Here is a 15,480-nt window from a genome sequence, read left to right as displayed (position 1 = left end):
CGGCCGCTCCCAAAACGGCGGGGCAACAGCCCATGCAGGAACAGGCGAGACGATGACCGACACGGCGCCCCCCAACCTGATCGCGGCGGTGGACCAGGACCGGCACTGGGACCGGCTGATGCGGATGGCGCGGATCGGCGCCATCCCCGGCGACGGCGTGAACCGCCCCTGCCTCTCGCCGCTGGACCGCGAGGCGCGGCGCCTGCTGATCGGCTGGGCCACGGATCTGGGCCTGACCGTCTCGGTCGATCCGATGGGCAACCTCTTTCTGCGGCACGAGGGCACGGACCCGGAGGCGGCGCCGGTGCTGACCGGCAGCCACATGGACAGCCAGCCCATGGGCGGCCGCTTCGACGGCATCTGGGGCGTGCTCGCCGGACTGGAGGCGGTGCAGGCGATTCGCGACAGCGGCGCCACCACGAGGCACCCGATCGAGATCGTGGCCTGGACCAACGAGGAAGGCGGCCGCTTCGCCCCCGGCTGCATGGGCTCCATGGCCTGGTCCGGCCATTCCCCGGCCGATACCTGGGACGCGGTCGCCGATTCCGAGGGCGTGACCTTTGCCCGGGCCCTGGCCGGGCAGCGCGAGGCCGAGGCCGACCTGCCGCAGCGCCCGCTCGGTCCCATCCGGCAGCCGGTCGCCTATCTGGAGGCGCATATCGAGCAGGGTCCGCTGCTGGAGGCCGGTGGCTACGACATCGGCGTGGTCACCGGCATCCAGGGCAGCCGCTGGTTCCTGGTCGAGCTGCGCGGCGAGGCCGCCCATGCCGGCACCGCGCCGCTCGCCCTGCGCAAGGACGCGGTGCAGGACATGGTGCGCGCCATCAACGCGCTGAACGCGCTGATGACCGATCCCGAGGACATCCTGCGCTTCACCGTCGCCCGCATCGAGGTCACACCGAACACCTCGAACTCGGTGGCGGAGCTGGTGCGCTTCACCATCGACTTCCGGCACCCCGACAAGGACGTGCTGCTGATGAACGGCGACGCGATCGACAACACGATCCGCTCCGCCGTGAAGAACTGCGAGGTCACGGTCACCGAGCGCTTCCACGCCCTGCCGGTGGATTTCGATATCGGCGTGCTGGACACGGTGGAGGCCGCCGCCCAGGCCCAGGGGATGCGCGCGCTGCGCCTGCCCTCCGGCGCCTTCCACGACGCGCAGTTCATGGTGCCGGTCTGCCCCACGGGCATGATCTTCGTGCCCAGCCACAAGGGCATCAGCCACAACCCGGCGGAATATTCCTCGCCGGAACAGCTCGCCGCCGGCGTCCGCGTCCTGGCGGCCTCGCTGCTCTCGCTCGCCAGGGGCTGAGCGGGGCGCGCCCTGTCCCATGGGAGGCGGCGCCTCCCATGGGACAGGGCGGCACCAGAGGTTCAGACGCTGGCGAGCAGCCCGGCCAGGAGCTTCGCCCGCGGCACGAGGCTGTCCACCTCCAGATGCTCGCCCAGCGTATGGTGGCCCGCGCTGATCACCCCCAGCCCGTCCAGCGTCGGGATGCCCAGGGCGCCGGTGAAGTTTCCGTCCGAGCCGCCGCCGGCGCTGCCATGGCCGATCCCGGCGCCCAGCCGCTGCCCGATGTGCCGGGCCTTCTCATAGAGGCCGAGATCCGCCTCCGAGGGCTCCCAGACCGGACGGGTGACGCCGCGCCGCACCGCCAGCGCCACGTCGGGGGTGGAGGCGCGCAGGCCCAGCATCCGCTCCACCGCCGCATCCAGGTCCTGCTGCCGTCTGGCCATGGTCAGCGCCTCGGCATCGCAATGCGTGGCGACGCAGTTCACCCACTGCCCGCCATGCACGACGCCGACCGAGAAGGTGCAGGCCTCGGTCGTCATGGCCTCGATGGCCAGCACCTGCCGGCACATCTCGCGGATCGCGCTGCGCCCCTCCCCCGGCGAGGCACCGGCATGGCTGGGCCGGCCGGTGGTCCGCAGGCCGAAGCGCGCGATGGCGTAGCGGCCCGTCACCACGTCGCCCAGGACCGGGCTGCGCCCCGGGCGTCCCGGTTCCGGCACCAGCACCACGGCATGGCGCCGTGCTTCCGCCTCGATCAGGTCACGGGTGGAGGGGCTGCCGATCTCCTCGTCCGGCGTCAGCAGCATCGTGACCGGGCGGGAGGCCGGGATGCCGGCGCGGACCATCTGCCGGATCGCCTCCAGCGCCAGGAAGGTGCCGCCCTTCATGTCGCCGATCCCCGGTCCGTAGCAGCGACCGCCATCGCGGCGGAAGGGCAGCGCCGCCAGCGTTCCCACCGGATGCACCGTGTCGAGATGCGCCAGCAACAGGATGCCCGGCTTCTCCCCGTCCGGATGCGGAAAGCGCGCCCGCACGCAGCCGCCCAGCATCACGCCGGTCGGCCCCGGGCGGCCGGGGATGCGCTCGATCCGTGCCCCGGCCAGGGCGAGGTCGCGGGCGGCGAGGTCCATCATCCGGTTGACGGCAGCGGCGTCGAAGGTCGGGCTCTCGCATTCCACCCAGGGCCGCAGACCCTCCAGGATGGCATCGGCCTCGAAAGGCAGGGTGAGGGCGGCGGCGAGCGGGTCGGAGGGAGTGTTCATGCCCCCATGCTTTCCCGCCCGGCCTGCCCCGGCAAGGCCATATCCGCGCCCTGCTCCCGCCGGATTGCTGCGCCGCACGGCTGGGATTCGCGCGATGCGGCGCGGCAGGCTAGCTTCTCCCGCAATGAACGACACATCGCGACCCTTCCTCCGAAGGATCATGCCCCAGCTCGGCCCCATGGGCTGGGAAGGGGCGGAGCTGTCCGCCAGCGAGTACATGCTGCCCCTGGGGGCGGAACAGCGGGCCGAGATCGAGGCCGGCCCCGAGGCGCCGGGCCCCTGCATCGAGGCCCTGGCCGGAACGATGCGCCCCCGGCTGGACCATGGCCAGGGCTTCATGCTGCTGCGCGGCCTGCCGCGGGACCTGCCGGCCGCCTCGGTGCTCCGGGCGCTGGGCCGGCATCTCGGCACCGCCCTTCCGGCGGAGGCCGACCCGACCTTCTGCGACGTCCTGCTGCTGCGCCCGGACGCACCGGCGCGCCTCACGCTGCTGTCCGCCGCCTCCGTCCACAACGCCCTTCTGCTGCGCGACAAGCCGCTGCTGACCAGCCTCTATGCCGCCAGCCCCGCCCTGGGCGACGGGATCGCCTTCCAGGTCTCCGGCGGCGTCTTCGCCGGCTATCGCGGACCGGCGGTGCCTGAGGCGGCGGTGCCCGAGACCCTGCGAACGGCGCTGGAGGCACCGGGCCTTTCCCTGTCGATGCAGGGCGGCGACGTGCTGGTGCTGAACCCCTTCCTGGTCTGGCTGCGCGACAGGCCGGAGGCCTCCCACCTGGCGCTCCGGGCGTCGCAGACGCGGATGGACTTTCCCGAATGGGCGCCGCCGATGCAGAGCCTGGCCGCCGCCGGCTGATGCGCATCCTTCTGGCGAACGCCAACACCACGGAGGCCATCACCGAGCTCTGCGCCGCGGCGGCGCGCGGCACGGCCTCGCCCGGCACCGTGATCGTCCCCGCCACGCCGCGCTTCGGCCCGGCGGTGATCTCCACCCGCGCCGAGAACGCCATCGCCTCCCATGCCGTGCTGGACCTCCTGGCCGGCTATGCCACGGGCGAGGACAGGGTCGATGCCGTGCTGCTCGCCGTGTCCCACGACACGGCGCTGGAGGCGGCGCGGCAGCTCATGCCCTGCCCCGTGCTCGGCATGACCGAGGCCGCCTGCCTGACCGCCTGCATGCTCGGCGCCCGCTTCGGCCTGGTCACGCTGGGCGGGGTGGAGATGTACAGCGAGCTGATGGCCCGGCATGGCCTCGCCACCCGCTGCGCCGGTCTGGAAGGGGTGGACGCCACCCCGCCCCAGGCGCTGGAGGACCCGGAAGGCGTGGCCGCGAAGGTCGGCGCCGCGATCGCCCGCCTCGTGTCCCAGGGCGCCGATTCCGTCGTGCTCGGCGGCGCCGCCCTGGCGGGGATGGAGGAGCGGCTGCGGCGCGACGCCTCCGTGCCGCTGCTGGAGGGCATCGCCTGCGGCGTGCGGCTGGCGGAGATGCTGGTGCGCATGGCCCCGGGCAAGCCGGCGACGGGCGCCATGGCCGCCCCGCGCGGCCGGGGCAGCATCGGCCTTTCCCCCGCCCTGGCGGCGCTGCTGCAAGGTCCTCCCGGCTAGGCGTCCTTCCTTCCCGGGCGACCATGCCGCGGCCACGATCCTCCGCCATGCTCCGCCCGGCTCATGACCGGCGCCCCCGGTTCCGCCGGGGGCAACCGGCCGGCCCGGGCGGACGTTGCCGGAAGCGGAACGAGGAGGGACAGATGCGGCTCGATGGACCCGAAAGCGAGAACGTCGAAGACCGGCGCGGCCAGGGCGGCGGCTTCCGGGGCGGTCTCGGCGGCGGCGGCGGCTTCCGCATCCCTGGCGGCCGTGTCGGCGGCGGCCTCGGCACCATCGCGATCCTGCTGATCGCCGCCTTTCTCGGCGTGGACCTCACCGGCATCGTCGGAGACGACCCCGGGCAGCCCGCCCCGCAGGAACGCCGCCTCGATCCCGGGCAGGCGGGCAACGGCCAGCAGGCCGGGCGCGAGGATGCCGGCCGCCGCTTCGTGGCGCAGGTGCTGGGCGAGACCGAGCGCGTCTGGACCGACCAGTTCGCGCAACTGGGCCGTACCTACCACGACCCCACCCTGGTCCTCTTCTCCGGCGTCACGCGCTCCGGCTGCGGCACGGCGCAGTCGGAAACCGGCCCCTTCTACTGCCCCAACGACCAGAAGGTTTATATCGACCTCGACTTCATGCAGCAGTTGCAGAACCGGCTGGGCGCGCGCGGCGACTTTGCCGCCGCCTACATCATCGCGCATGAGGTCGGCCACCATGTGCAGAACGAGTTGGGCACGCTGGAACGCGCGCACCAGTTCCAGGCGCGCTACGGCGGCAACAGCCCGGAATCCAACCAGGTCCAGGTCAGGGTGGAGTTGCAGGCCGATTGCTATGCGGGCGTCTGGGCCAATCTCGCGAACCGCGAGCGCCACATCCTGGAGGATGGCGACATCGAGGAGGGCCTGAACGCCGCCGCCGCCGTGGGCGACGACCGTCTGCAAAGGCAGATGCGCGGCACCGTCCAGCCGGAAACCTTCACCCACGGTTCCTCGGCGCAGCGCGTGCGCTGGTTCCGGCGCGGGCTGGAAGGCGGCAACATCCGCGCCTGCGACACCTTCGGCACGCAACAGCTCTGACCACGGCCTCGGGGCGGAAGACCCGCTCCGGGTTCCCGCCGCCGGCCGGTGGGCCTCGTCCCCCGGCCAACCCATCCAGGAACGGCCCCGGCGCGCATCCCCCGCGCCATTGCACAACCGTTGCGATCGGGCCGGCGCGGAGGCAGTCTTCCACCGGGAGAACACGGCACGAGAAGCCGCGGCCCCGGGAGAGGAAGCACCATGACGGGTTCCAGGAAGAGCGGCGCCGCCCTTCTGTTCGCGACGCTGCTAGCGGCGGCCATGCCAGGATCGCAAGGGGAGGCCCGGGCGCAGCCCGCACCGCCACCGGGCGGGGACGCCGTGCAGAAGCTGCAGGAATTCCGCGGCACGGGTGCCAGCCGGGACATGGAGACAGTGCCGCAGACCGGCCGCCGTGCCGACCAGATTCGTCGCAACCTGGAACGCATCCGCCTGCCGGAAGGCTTCCGCATCGGCCTCTACGCCCTGGTGCCGGATGCGCGGCACATGGCTGTGGGCCCCTCCTCCGGCGTGGTCTTCGTCGGCACGCGCAAGAACCGGATCTGGGCCGTCACCGACCGGGACCGGGACCGCGTGGCCGACGAGGTGAAGGTCTTCGCGCCCTCCGTCACCTTCGCCATCCCGAACGGCCTCTGCTTCAGCCCGGATGGCATCCTCTACACGGTGGAGCAGAACCGCGTCCTGGCCTTTCCGGCGGCGGAGTTCTTCTACGAGGGACCGGATGTCGCGGCGGCAACGGTGGTGCCGCAGGGGCAGCTCATCCCGGCCGCCGAGGAGAGCTTCAACCACACCGCCCGGGTCTGCCGCATCGGGCCGGACAACAAGCTCCATATCGCCCTCGGCCAGCCCTTCAACGTCCCGCCCCCGGCCAAGCGCGCGCTCTATGACCAGTGGGGCATCGGCGGCATCATCCGCATGGACCGGGACGGCCAGAACCGCGAGGTCTTCGCCCGCGGCATCCGCAACTCCGTCGGCATCGCCTTCCGCCCCGGCACCAGCGAGCTCTGGTTCACTGACAACCAGGTGGACGGCATGGGCGACGACACCCCGCCCGGCGAGATCAACCGCGCCACGAAGGCGGGGCTGAACTTCGGCTTCCCCTGGTATGGCGGCGGCACGGTCCGCACCGCCGAATACGCCAAGGACACCGTGCCCGCCGACGTGGTCCCGCCGGTGGTGGAGATGGCGCCCCATGCGGCAGACCTGGGCATGACCTTCTACACCGGCCGCATGTTCCCCGAGCTCTATCGCGGCGCCATCTTCGACGCGCAGCACGGTTCCTGGAACCGCAGCCAGGCGGTCGGGGCACGGGTGATGGTCACCTTCCTGAACGCCGATGGCAGCGTGAAGGAAAGCAAGCCCTTCGCGGAGGGATGGCTGGACGAGGAGACCAATGAATATGCTGGCCGCCCGGTGGACGTGGCGCAGCTGGCGGACGGCTCCCTGCTGGTCTCGGACGATGCGGCCGGGGCGATCTACCGCATCTCCTATGGGGACCGGAATTGAAGCGAGGCGCCACGGCCGGTCGCCTCCGCCTGCTGGCCGGCCTGCTCACCCTCGGCGCCCTGGCGCCGGGGGGATGGATGGCACCGGCATGGGGGGCCGAGGGCGACGCGCGGGCCGGGCGCCGGCTGGCCGGCGGGCAATGCGCCGGCTGCCACGGCAATGACGGGCTGGCGGTGGTGCCGGGCGCGCCCAACCTCGCCGGGCAGGTCGCGGATTATCTCGGCACCCAGCTGGCCGCCTTCCGCTCCGGTGCCCGTCAGCAGGAACAGATGAACCTCGCGGCCCGCGAGCTGACCGACGCGCAGATCGCGGATCTCGCCGCCTGGTACGCCTCGATCCGCGTCGAGGTGGAGATCCCGGGGCGCTGACGCCCGCCACAGCGGCCGCGGCGGGGCACCGTCCGGCGCGGCCGGTCCGCGTGCCCTCGCCCCTTCCCGGCTTCAGGAAATCTGCGCCTGGGGCGTCCGCCTGTCCTGGTCCAGCCGTTCCGGACGAGCCGGCGCGGCGGCCGCCATCTCCTTCCGATCCCGCAGGTGGCGGCGCAGCAGCAGCAGCAGCGCAGCCGTGGCGAGGAACACGCCCAGTATCGGCAGCTTCGGGATGTCGAAGAGGAAGCGGGTATAGGTCAGCACGGCCGCGGCCTGCATGCACAGCGCGGCCGGCCAGAGGCCCGGGCGGAGCAGGGTGAGCACATAGGTGAGGACGCCCGCCGCGATGAAGTAGCGCTCATGCATCCGGGGCGCGAAATAGGGCACCAGCAGCGCCGCCAGGGCCAGCATGGTCACCAGCTGCGCCGGCCCCGGCCGGCCACGGCAGGTCAGAAAGGACAGCAGCAGCGCGCCACAGGCCAGCAGCGCGAGGGCCACGCCCGCGAGGATCATGCCGTCGTGCTGCGGCAGGACGGCCTGCAGCCAGAGGAAGGTGTCGGGAGCCAGGCGCGACAGCAGAGGCGGCTCACGGAAATCCGCCGGATAGGCGACGAGCTGCTGAACGATCAGCCAGGGATTGGGTGCCGCCATCGACAGCAGCGGATGCTCGCCATACTGGCTGGCGTAGAAGGTGAAGAGCTCCCGCAAGGGCCGCCCCGCCAGCACCGCCGGCAGCATCATCGCCGCATAGGTCAGCGGCACCAGCATGGCATCGCGCAGCGCCCGCAGGGCGCGCCCTGGCACCGGCAGGTCTCGCAGCAGCAGATAGGCGACGAAGGGCGCGACCACGGCGGCCAGTGGCTTGAAGGCCAGGGCGATGCCGAACATCACCATGGCCCAACCGCGCCTTCCCCGAAGCAGGGCATGGAGGAAAGCCAGCAGAAAGGAGACGTAGATCACGTCCGACTGGCCCCAGACGATGCTGTTGAGGCTGATCTCCGGCAGCGTGGCGAAGATCACCGCCGCCAGCAGGGAGAATTCCCGCGACCGGCCCACCGCGCGGCAGATGCCATGGACCTGTGTCGCCCCGAACAAGGTCCAGAGCATGGAGCAGAGCTTCACCGCCACGATCGGGCTGAGCCACCCGTCGGTCAGGGTGCAGAGGACGAGAACGTAGATATAGGGCGGGGTGTAGTCGGAGAATCCGCCATGCAGGGCGGCCAGCCGGCCCTCGGCCAGGATGGCCTGATACCAGGGAAGCAGGAACACCCCGAAATCGCTGTTGGAACGGGTGATCCAGAACCAGGCCATCGCCAGGGCCGCCAGGGAAAGAACGAGTGCCAAGCCACGCATCACCATGAGGGCGCGCGCCGATTCCGGCGAAACCGTCTCGATCTTCTGGATGTGCGCCATGTGACTTGCTTTTTCTTTACCAGAACATGGCAATAGCAAAATATTTCAAGAATGCTATATTAAAGATACGTTGGCCCCGTAATTTTCACCGTTTTGGGACTGGCTCACCGCGTGGCGGAGCCGCCTGAAGGTGGCGCGCTGCTACAATCCAGCACGGCAAACCTGTGGGACACCGGCACACCGCCGCCAGAGGCCGAGCCGTTTCCCCGGATACATTGACGCCCTTCCCGCCTCGGCCGATTCTATGCGGGTCCGGCATCAGTTTTGCAACTTTTAGTTGCAGTGCCGCCGACGGCAACGGGATGCGGCACAGGGATCGCCCTGAGGGGACAGCGGCATGCGGATTCGGTTCGATGGCATCACGGTGGCGGTGACCGGCGCGGGGCATGGCTTCGGGCGACGCATCGCCCACGACTTCGACGGTCTGGGCGCGCGCGTCTTCGCCTGCGATCTTTCGGTGGAGGAGCTTGCGGACACCGCCACGGGCACCGGCATCGCGGCTGAGGCCTTCGACCTCACCGCCCCCGGCGCCGCACGCGGCTGGATCACCCGTGTCGAGGAAGCCAGCGGCGGGCCGGTCGGCGTGCTGGTCTGCAACGCCGGCGGCGTGCGCGGGCAGGTGATGCACCCGCTGGAGGAGGTGCCGGAGGCGGACTGGCATGCGCTGTTCGACATAAACCTGCACGCCGCCTTCAACCTCTGCGCGGCCGTGGCGCCCGGCATGAAGCGCGCCGGCACGGGGCGGATCGTCACCGTCAGCAGCAGTGCCGGGTTGCGCGCCTCGCTGACCGGCATCCAGGCCTATTGCGCCGCCAAGCACGGGCTGGTCGGGCTGACCCGGCAGCTCTGCCACGAGCTTGGCCCGCATGGCATCACCGTGAACTCCGTGGCGCCAGGCTTCGCCCCCACCAACCCTGCCAGCATCGCGCAGTTCGAGAGCTATGGCTCCGAGGGGCGGAAGGCGCTGCTGGACGGCATCGCCCTGCGCCGCCTCGGCACGGCGCAGGACATCGCCAACGCCGTGCTGTTCTTCGCGAGCCCCCTCGCTTCCTGGATCAGCGGCGAGGTGCTGAGCGTGAACGGCGGCCGCTGAACCACGCGCCGCGATGGCGCGACCGTGACCGTCTCCACCCCTGGCCCAACCCGTGCCCGCGCGGCAGTTTGACGCGGTGCGACCCATGACCCCGAGGGGAATCCTTCCCGTGACCCGTTCCACCATCCTGGCCGGCCTGCCGGCCCCCGCCAGCGTCCTGGCCGGCTTCCTCGCCGGCTTTCTTGCCCTGGCCGGACAGGCCGTCGCGCAGCCCGCCCCGGCGCCCGCCACGCCCCCCGCCCCGGAGGCCGGCCGGCACGAGACGAAGTTCGAGTATATCGACCAGTCGCTGGAGGCCCTGCTGAAGGACGGCTTCGAGGTGCGCACCTCGATCGGGCCGATGCTCTTCCTCTCCAAGCCCGGGGCGCTCGGCGCTGCCCGCACGGCGGCCTGCACCGTCGGCCTGACCAACAGCATGATGGCGCGGCCGACGGAGATGAAGCAGGCGCCCTCGACCTGCTTCTCGCTGAACTAGGGCGGATCGCCGCCGGACGGCCCCGCCCGGAAGCGTGAAGCCGCCTTCCGGGCGAGAGGACCGATCGTCCGCCAGGGACGTCCGGGAACCGGAAGGTCCCCCGGGCCGGACCGGCGCGGCGGCCGTTGGACGGGATTGGCGGAACGGTGGCTTTGTGCCAGTTTTGTTCTCGTCCTTCCCGATGGGCCGCCCCAGCACATGAGCAACCGCGAAGCCCGCCGCCATCTGGCGCAGGATCCCGTCCTGGCCCCGGTGATCGCCCAGGTCGGCGCTTGCCGCCTGAAGCCCGTCGGCGGGCGTGAACCCTATGAGGCCCTGGTCCGGGCCATTGCGCACCAGCAGGTGCATGGCCGCGCCGCCGAGGCGATGCTGAACCGGCTGATCGCCCTGGCGCCCGGCCATCCCTTCCCGCCCCCGGCCGGCATCCTGGCGCTGCCCGAGGGCGCCTTGCGGTCCTGCGGCTTCTCCGGCGCCAAGCAGGCCGCGATCCTGGACATCGCCCATAAATCCGCCGCCGGCTGGGTGCCCACCCGCCGCGCCGCCAGCCGCATGGCGGACGAGGCGCTGATCGAGCGCCTGGTGGCGCTGCGCGGCGTCGGCCGCTGGACGGTGGAGATGCTGCTGATCTTCACCCTGGGCCGGCGCGACGTGCTGCCGGTGGACGATTTCGGGGTGCGGGAGGGCTATCGCCTTGCCGCCGGGCTGGAAAGCCAGCCCCGCCCACGCGACCTCGCCACGATCGGCGAGGCCTGGGCCCCCTTCCGCTCCGCCGCCTCCTGGTATCTCTGGCGCGCGGCGGACCTGCACAAGGCCGGGCAGTTCCGGATGCCCCAGGCGATCTGAAGCAGGCGATCCGGACCGGGCCACCCGGACCGGGCCACCCGGACCGGGCCACCCGGACCGGGCCACCTGGACTGGGGCTGTCCGAACCCGCCGCCCGCCATGGACGCGCGCCACCCATCCGCGGCGTGACGCTTTCTCCATCCCGCCCCGCCCGCCATGGACGCCGCGGGAAGCCCCGTGCCAGAAGCGGGCATGTCTTTGCTGACCCGCCGGAACTTGCTGGCCGCCGGCGCCACGCTCCTGGCCACCGGCGCCTCCGGCTCCGCCTATGCCATGGTGATCGAACCCGGCTTCCGTCTCATCGTGCAGGAATACCGGATCCCCATGGCCAGTTGGGGCGACCGGCCGGAGCTGCTGATCTGCGCCACCGCCGACCTGCACAGCGGCGATCCCTGGATGCCGCTCAGCCGCGTGGAGCGCATCGTGGACCTGGCGAACCGGCTCCAGCCCGACCTGCATGTGGTGCTGGGCGACCTGCCGGGCGCGCTGCGCGGGCGCTTCCGCCGCGCCTTCCCCGCCCCGCCGCCGGAGGAGACCGCCTGGCGCCTCGGCCGGCTGGAAGCGCCGCTGGGCGTCTTCGCGGTGACGGGCAACCACGACTGGTGGGACGACCGGGAGGCCGTGCTGAACCGGCAGGGCCCGCCCCGCTCCGCCCGCGCCATGAGCGAGGCGGGGCTGAGCCTCCTGTCCAACGAGGCGACGCGCCTGCCGCTCGGCCCACCCGGGCGTGATGGCGGCGTCTGGCTCAGCGGCATCGACAGCCAGCAGGCCTTCTGGCCGCTGATGCACTGGGAGGGGGCGGACGACCTGCCCGCCGCCCTGGCGCCCCTGGCCCTGGACGACGCCCCGGCCATCCTGCTGGCGCACGAGCCTGACATCTTCCCGCACGTCCCCGCCCGGGTCGGCCTGACCCTGTCCGGCCATACCCATGGCGGGCAGATCCGCATCCTGGGCTATTCGCCGATCGTGCCGTCCCGCTATGGCCGCCGCTACGCCTATGGGCTGGTCGAGGAGGAAGGGCGGCGGCTGGTGGTTTCGGGCGGGCTGGGCTGCAGCCGCTACCCGGTCCGCTTCGGCGTGCCGCCGGAGCTCACCCTGGTCAGGCTCGGCCCTCCAGGAAAGGCGTGATCGCCTCCAGGAAGCCGGCCGGGTTCTCGGCATGCAGCCAGTGCCCGGCCTTCGCCACCGTGGCGAAGCGCGCCTGGGGGAAAAGCGCGCGGAGGCCCGGCTCGTCCTCCGGGCGGATATAGCCGCTGCTCTCGCCGCGCAGGATCAGCACCGGCCCGTCATAGCGCGCCCCCGCCGACAGCGCCGGCCAGCCGACGATGTCGTCCATCGCCGCCGCGATCTCCTCCAGCCCGATCCTCCAGCGCGGCGGTTCGGCGGCAAAGTCCAGGTTCTGCAGCAGGAAGGCCCGCACCCCCGCCTCCGGCACCGCCTCCACCAGCGCGGCATCGGCCTCCTTGCGCGTCAGCCCCGGCCGCAGCGGGATGGCCCGCATCGCCGCCGCATAGGCGCCAAAGGTCGGGCGGTAGTCCCGTGGGGCGATATCGGCCACCACCAGGCGCGACACGGCGCCCGGATCGGTGAGCGCCAGCATCATCGCCACCTTGCCGCCCATGGAGTGGCCCAGCACCGCTGCCGGCCGCGCCTCCGCGGCCCGCAGCGTTTCCGCCACGTCCCCCGCCATGGCCGGGTAGTCCATGCGGGCATCGTGCGGGCTTTCGCCATGGTTGCGGAGGTCGATCGCCAGCACGCGGTGCCGTTCCGAGAGGTTCCGCTGCACGAGGCCGAAATTCCGCCCCTGGCCGAACAGCCCGTGCAGCAGGGCGACGGGCTCCCCCGCTCCGGCTTCGAGCATCTTCAGGCGCATCGGCTCTTCCCCTCCAGGCCAGGGCGCTGGTTCGCAGGCGGGCGCCATCCCGTCAAACCCGGCGGCCGGATCAGGCGGCCACCTCCAGCATGATCTTGCCGATATGAGTGCTGCTCTCCATCAGCGCGTGGGCCTCGGCCACCTTCTCCAGCGGGAAGCGCGCATGGATGCGCGGCGCGCAGCGCCCGGCGGTGAGCAGCGGCCAGACCTGCCCTTCCAGCGCCTGGGCGATGGCGCCCTTCTCCGCCGCCGTGCGCGGCCGCAGGGTGGAGCCGGTGACGGTCAGCCGCCGGACCATGATCGGCCGCAGGTCCACCTCGCTGGCCTTGGGCCCGTCCAGGAAGGCGATCATCACCAGCCGCCCGTTCTGCCCCAGGCAGCGCAGGTTGCGGGGGAAATAGGAGCCGCCGACCATGTCCAGGATCGCGTCGATCCCCTTGCCGTCGGTCAGGCGCTTCACCTCCTCGGCGAAATCCTGCTCGCGGTAGTTCCAGGCTTCCGCCGCGCCGAACTCGCGGCAGGCGGCCACCTTCTCCGCGCTGCCGGCGGTGGCCAGCATCCGTGCGCCGAAGGCCTCGCCGAGCTGGATCGCGGTGATGCCGATGCCGGAGGTGCCGCCATGCACCAGCGCCGTCTCGCCCGCCTGCAGCCGCCCCAGCCCGAAGAGGTTGGCCCAGACGGTGAAGAAGTTCTCCGGCAGCGCCGCCGCCTTCACGGCGTCATAGCCTCCTGGCCAGGGCAGGCACTGGGTCTCCGGCGCCGCCACGTATTCGGCATAGGCCCCGCCATTGGTCAGGGCGCAGACGCGGTCGCCTGGGCGCCAGCGGCCGACATTGGCGCCGCAGGCCACCACCTCGCCCGCCGCCTCCAGCCCCAGCACCGGGCTGGCGCCCGGCGGCGGCGGATAGCTGCCCTGGCGCTGCGCCACGTCGGGCCGGTTCACCCCGGCCACCAGCACGCGGATCAGGACCTCCTCCGGCTTCGGCTGCGGCAGGGGCCCCCGGGCCACCCGCATCACCCCGGGGTCACCGCCCTCGCCGTGCTCGATGAAGCGCATGCTGTCCGGCAATGCCATGGCGGCCTTCCCCCCTGTATGGACCCGCGCCGGCCACGCCCTGCGGCAGCAGGCAAGGCGCGGGGCGGCGGCGAACCTCCAGGGTCGGGACAGGAAGCCGGGGCGTCAAGGCCGGGCGCCCGGCAACCCGGGAGGGGAAGGCTTCCCGGGACGCGCCAGGGCATGAACAAGGACCGGCCCCTTTCCCCCGAAGCCGCCGGGGAGCGCCCCGGGGTTGCGCTGGCCGGGCGCTTCCGCTTGCATGCCTGCCGGATTTCCCTCCAGCCGGGCCAGATTCCCCCTCCGATGCCTCCTGCCGCGCGCCGTCCCCTGCTGGCGGGCCTTGCCGCCCTCCTTTTGCCCGGCATCCGGCCCGCCCAGTCGCAGGCCCCGGCCGTGCCGGGGGTCGGCCAGACCATGCCGCCCGCCGTCACGGTGGGGGAATGGCGCCTCGGTGCCCTCTTTCCCTTCACCGGGCCCTTCGCGCTGATGGGCGACGAGGCCTATCGCGGGCTGGAGATGGCGGCGGACGAGCGCAACGAGGCGGGCGGCCTCGCCGGGCGCCAGATCCGGCTGCTGCGCGGCGACGCCTCGGACCAGACCCAGGCGGTGAGCGAGGTCCGCCGCCTGACCTCGGGGGAAGGCCGGGTCGCCTGCGTCTTCGGGACCACCATCTCCGCCCTGGCCCTGGCCGCCTCCCAGGTGACCGAGGCGCTGGGCACGCCCTATTTCGAGCTCGGCGCCATCGCCGATGCACTGACCGCGCGCGGCGCCCGCTTCGTCTTCCGCAGCTGCCCGCGCGCCATGGAATTCGGCCGCCTCTCGGTGGATGCCGTGGCCGACCGTCTCGCCCCCGCCTGGAAGGCCGACCCCAGGGCCCTGCGCATCGCCATCCTGGCGGAGGACGGCCCCTATGGGCAGAGCGTCGCCGCCGCCCAGGAGGACCGGCTGCGCGCACGCGGCATCCCCCTCGCCGTCCGCCTGTCCTTTCCGTCCCGCACCACGGATCTCGGCACGCTGCTCGGCCAGCTCCGCACGGCGCGGGCCGAGGTGGTGCTGCACAGCGCCTATCCCGGCGATGTCGTCCCCTTCTTCCGCGCCATGCGGGAGGCGCGCTGGCAGCCGCGCATGGTGATCGGCGCCGGCGGCGCCTACAGCCTCAGCGACACCGCCCGCAGCCTGGGGCAGGAGATCGAGGGGGTGATGAACGTCGATGTCACGCCCTTTGCCACGGATGAGGCCGCCGCCCCCGGCGTGGGCTCCTTCGCCGAGGCCTACAAGCGCAAATACGGGGCCGAGCCGCGTTCCGGCCACAGCCTCGCCACCTATGCCGGCGCCGCGGTCTTCCTGGAGGCGCTGAGCCGCGCCGGCACGGCGGAGAAGGAGCGCCTCCGCGCCGCCGTGCTTGCCACTGATCTGCCCGAAGGCAAGGCCGTCACCGGCTGGGGCGCCCTTTTCGACGAAAGCGGCCAGAACACCCGCGCCCGCCCGCTGCTGGCGCAATGGCAGGAGGGCCGGCTGGTGACGGTGGCCCCGGCCCCGGCGGCGGTGGGCGCGCTCCGGGGAAGTCTCGGCGCGGCGCGTGCCGCCACGCCCTGACGGGTTTCCCGGGGGGTCAACCTGCCCCCGGGGG

The 15,480-nt window shown here is 72.4% G+C and carries 15 protein-coding genes; 11 read left to right on the top strand and 4 right to left on the bottom strand.

The features are described 5' to 3' along the window. Positions 1–52 precede the first annotated feature (52 nt). A complete protein-coding gene (locus CTJ15_RS23420; protein ID WP_058390452.1) occupies positions 53–1,315 on the top strand; it encodes a M20 family metallo-hydrolase in 1,263 nt (420 codons plus the stop codon). A gap of 62 nt (positions 1,316–1,377) precedes the next feature. Here the strand turns inward: CTJ15_RS23420 and CTJ15_RS23415 are convergent, their stop codons facing one another. Continuing rightward, on the bottom strand, positions 1,378–2,559 hold the full coding sequence (locus tag CTJ15_RS23415) for a M20/M25/M40 family metallo-hydrolase (protein ID WP_099782082.1): 1,182 nt from the start codon (positions 2,557–2,559) through the stop codon (positions 1,378–1,380). Positions 2,560–2,719: 160 nt separating this feature from the next. Between CTJ15_RS23415 and CTJ15_RS23410 the strand changes: the two genes are divergently transcribed. From CTJ15_RS23410 to CTJ15_RS23390, 5 genes are all read left to right on the top strand, one after another. Next, positions 2,720–3,412 carry a hypothetical protein gene (locus CTJ15_RS23410; RefSeq protein WP_126281950.1) on the top strand — a complete coding sequence of 231 codons (693 nt, stop codon included), beginning with the start codon at positions 2,720–2,722 and terminating at the stop codon, positions 3,410–3,412. Next, a complete protein-coding gene (locus CTJ15_RS23405; RefSeq protein ID WP_026032902.1) occupies positions 3,412–4,161 on the top strand; it encodes an aspartate/glutamate racemase family protein in 750 nt (249 codons plus the stop codon). The genes CTJ15_RS23410 and CTJ15_RS23405 overlap by 1 nt, the downstream gene beginning before the upstream one ends. Positions 4,162–4,304: 143 nt before the next feature. Further along, on the top strand, positions 4,305–5,222 hold the full coding sequence (locus CTJ15_RS23400) for a neutral zinc metallopeptidase (protein ID WP_019459354.1): 918 nt from the start codon (positions 4,305–4,307) through the stop codon (positions 5,220–5,222). Positions 5,223–5,423: 201 nt separating this feature from the next. After that, entirely contained in the window at positions 5,424–6,728 is a 1,305-nt protein-coding gene (locus CTJ15_RS23395) for a sorbosone dehydrogenase family protein (RefSeq protein ID WP_075823544.1), read from the top strand. Beyond that, positions 6,725–7,096, top strand: coding sequence for a c-type cytochrome (locus CTJ15_RS23390; RefSeq protein ID WP_226946042.1), 372 nt, complete (start codon positions 6,725–6,727; stop codon positions 7,094–7,096). Before CTJ15_RS23395 ends, CTJ15_RS23390 begins: the two co-directional genes overlap by 4 nt. A 72-nt stretch (positions 7,097–7,168) precedes the next feature. Here CTJ15_RS23390 and CTJ15_RS23385 read toward each other — a convergent pair whose 3' ends face one another. Further along, entirely contained in the window at positions 7,169–8,509 is a 1,341-nt protein-coding gene (locus CTJ15_RS23385; protein ID WP_099782081.1) for a glycosyltransferase 87 family protein, read from the bottom strand. A 337-nt stretch (positions 8,510–8,846) separates the two neighbouring features. Between CTJ15_RS23385 and CTJ15_RS23380 the strand changes: the two genes are divergently transcribed. The 4 genes from CTJ15_RS23380 to CTJ15_RS23365 all read left to right on the top strand — a co-directional run bounded on the left by CTJ15_RS23380 (position 8,847) and on the right by CTJ15_RS23365 (position 12,048). Beyond that, positions 8,847–9,602 carry an SDR family NAD(P)-dependent oxidoreductase gene (locus tag CTJ15_RS23380; RefSeq protein WP_075822154.1) on the top strand — a complete coding sequence of 252 codons (756 nt, stop codon included), beginning with the start codon at positions 8,847–8,849 and terminating at the stop codon, positions 9,600–9,602. 109 nt (positions 9,603–9,711) lie between these two features. Beyond that, positions 9,712–10,077 carry a hypothetical protein gene (locus tag CTJ15_RS23375; protein WP_019459359.1) on the top strand — a complete coding sequence of 122 codons (366 nt, stop codon included), beginning with the start codon at positions 9,712–9,714 and terminating at the stop codon, positions 10,075–10,077. Positions 10,078–10,275: 198 nt separating this feature from the next. Beyond that, positions 10,276–10,920, top strand: coding sequence for a DNA-3-methyladenine glycosylase (locus CTJ15_RS23370; protein ID WP_099782080.1), 645 nt, complete (start codon positions 10,276–10,278; stop codon positions 10,918–10,920). Positions 10,921–11,112: 192 nt separating this feature from the next. Next, complete coding sequence (locus tag CTJ15_RS23365; protein WP_075822153.1) at positions 11,113–12,048, top strand: metallophosphoesterase; 936 nt, start codon at positions 11,113–11,115, stop codon at positions 12,046–12,048. On the opposite strand, the gene CTJ15_RS23360 is transcribed toward CTJ15_RS23365, so the two are convergent. Together CTJ15_RS23360 and CTJ15_RS23355 are read right to left on the bottom strand one after the other, a co-directional pair. Next, positions 12,020–12,793: an alpha/beta fold hydrolase gene (locus CTJ15_RS23360; RefSeq protein ID WP_019459362.1), complete on the bottom strand. Its 774-nt coding sequence runs from the start codon at positions 12,791–12,793 to the stop codon at positions 12,020–12,022. The two genes, CTJ15_RS23365 and CTJ15_RS23360, sit on opposite strands and share 29 nt — an antisense overlap. Positions 12,794–12,863: 70 nt before the next feature. Then, a complete protein-coding gene (locus tag CTJ15_RS23355; RefSeq protein ID WP_019459363.1) occupies positions 12,864–13,868 on the bottom strand; it encodes an NAD(P)H-quinone oxidoreductase in 1,005 nt (334 codons plus the stop codon). A 285-nt stretch (positions 13,869–14,153) separates the two neighbouring features. Here CTJ15_RS23355 and CTJ15_RS23350 point away from each other — a divergent pair, with 285 nt between their 5' ends. Continuing rightward, entirely contained in the window at positions 14,154–15,446 is a 1,293-nt protein-coding gene (locus CTJ15_RS23350) for an ABC transporter substrate-binding protein (protein WP_226946041.1), read from the top strand. Positions 15,447–15,480 lie beyond the last annotated feature (34 nt).

It is taken from the genome of Roseomonas sp. FDAARGOS_362, from assembly GCF_002754815.1.
Classification (GTDB): Bacteria; Pseudomonadota; Alphaproteobacteria; order Acetobacterales; family Acetobacteraceae; genus Roseomonas; species Roseomonas mucosa.
Note: the sequence above shows the minus strand (reverse complement) of the source record. Positions and strands in the feature narration are given on the sequence as shown.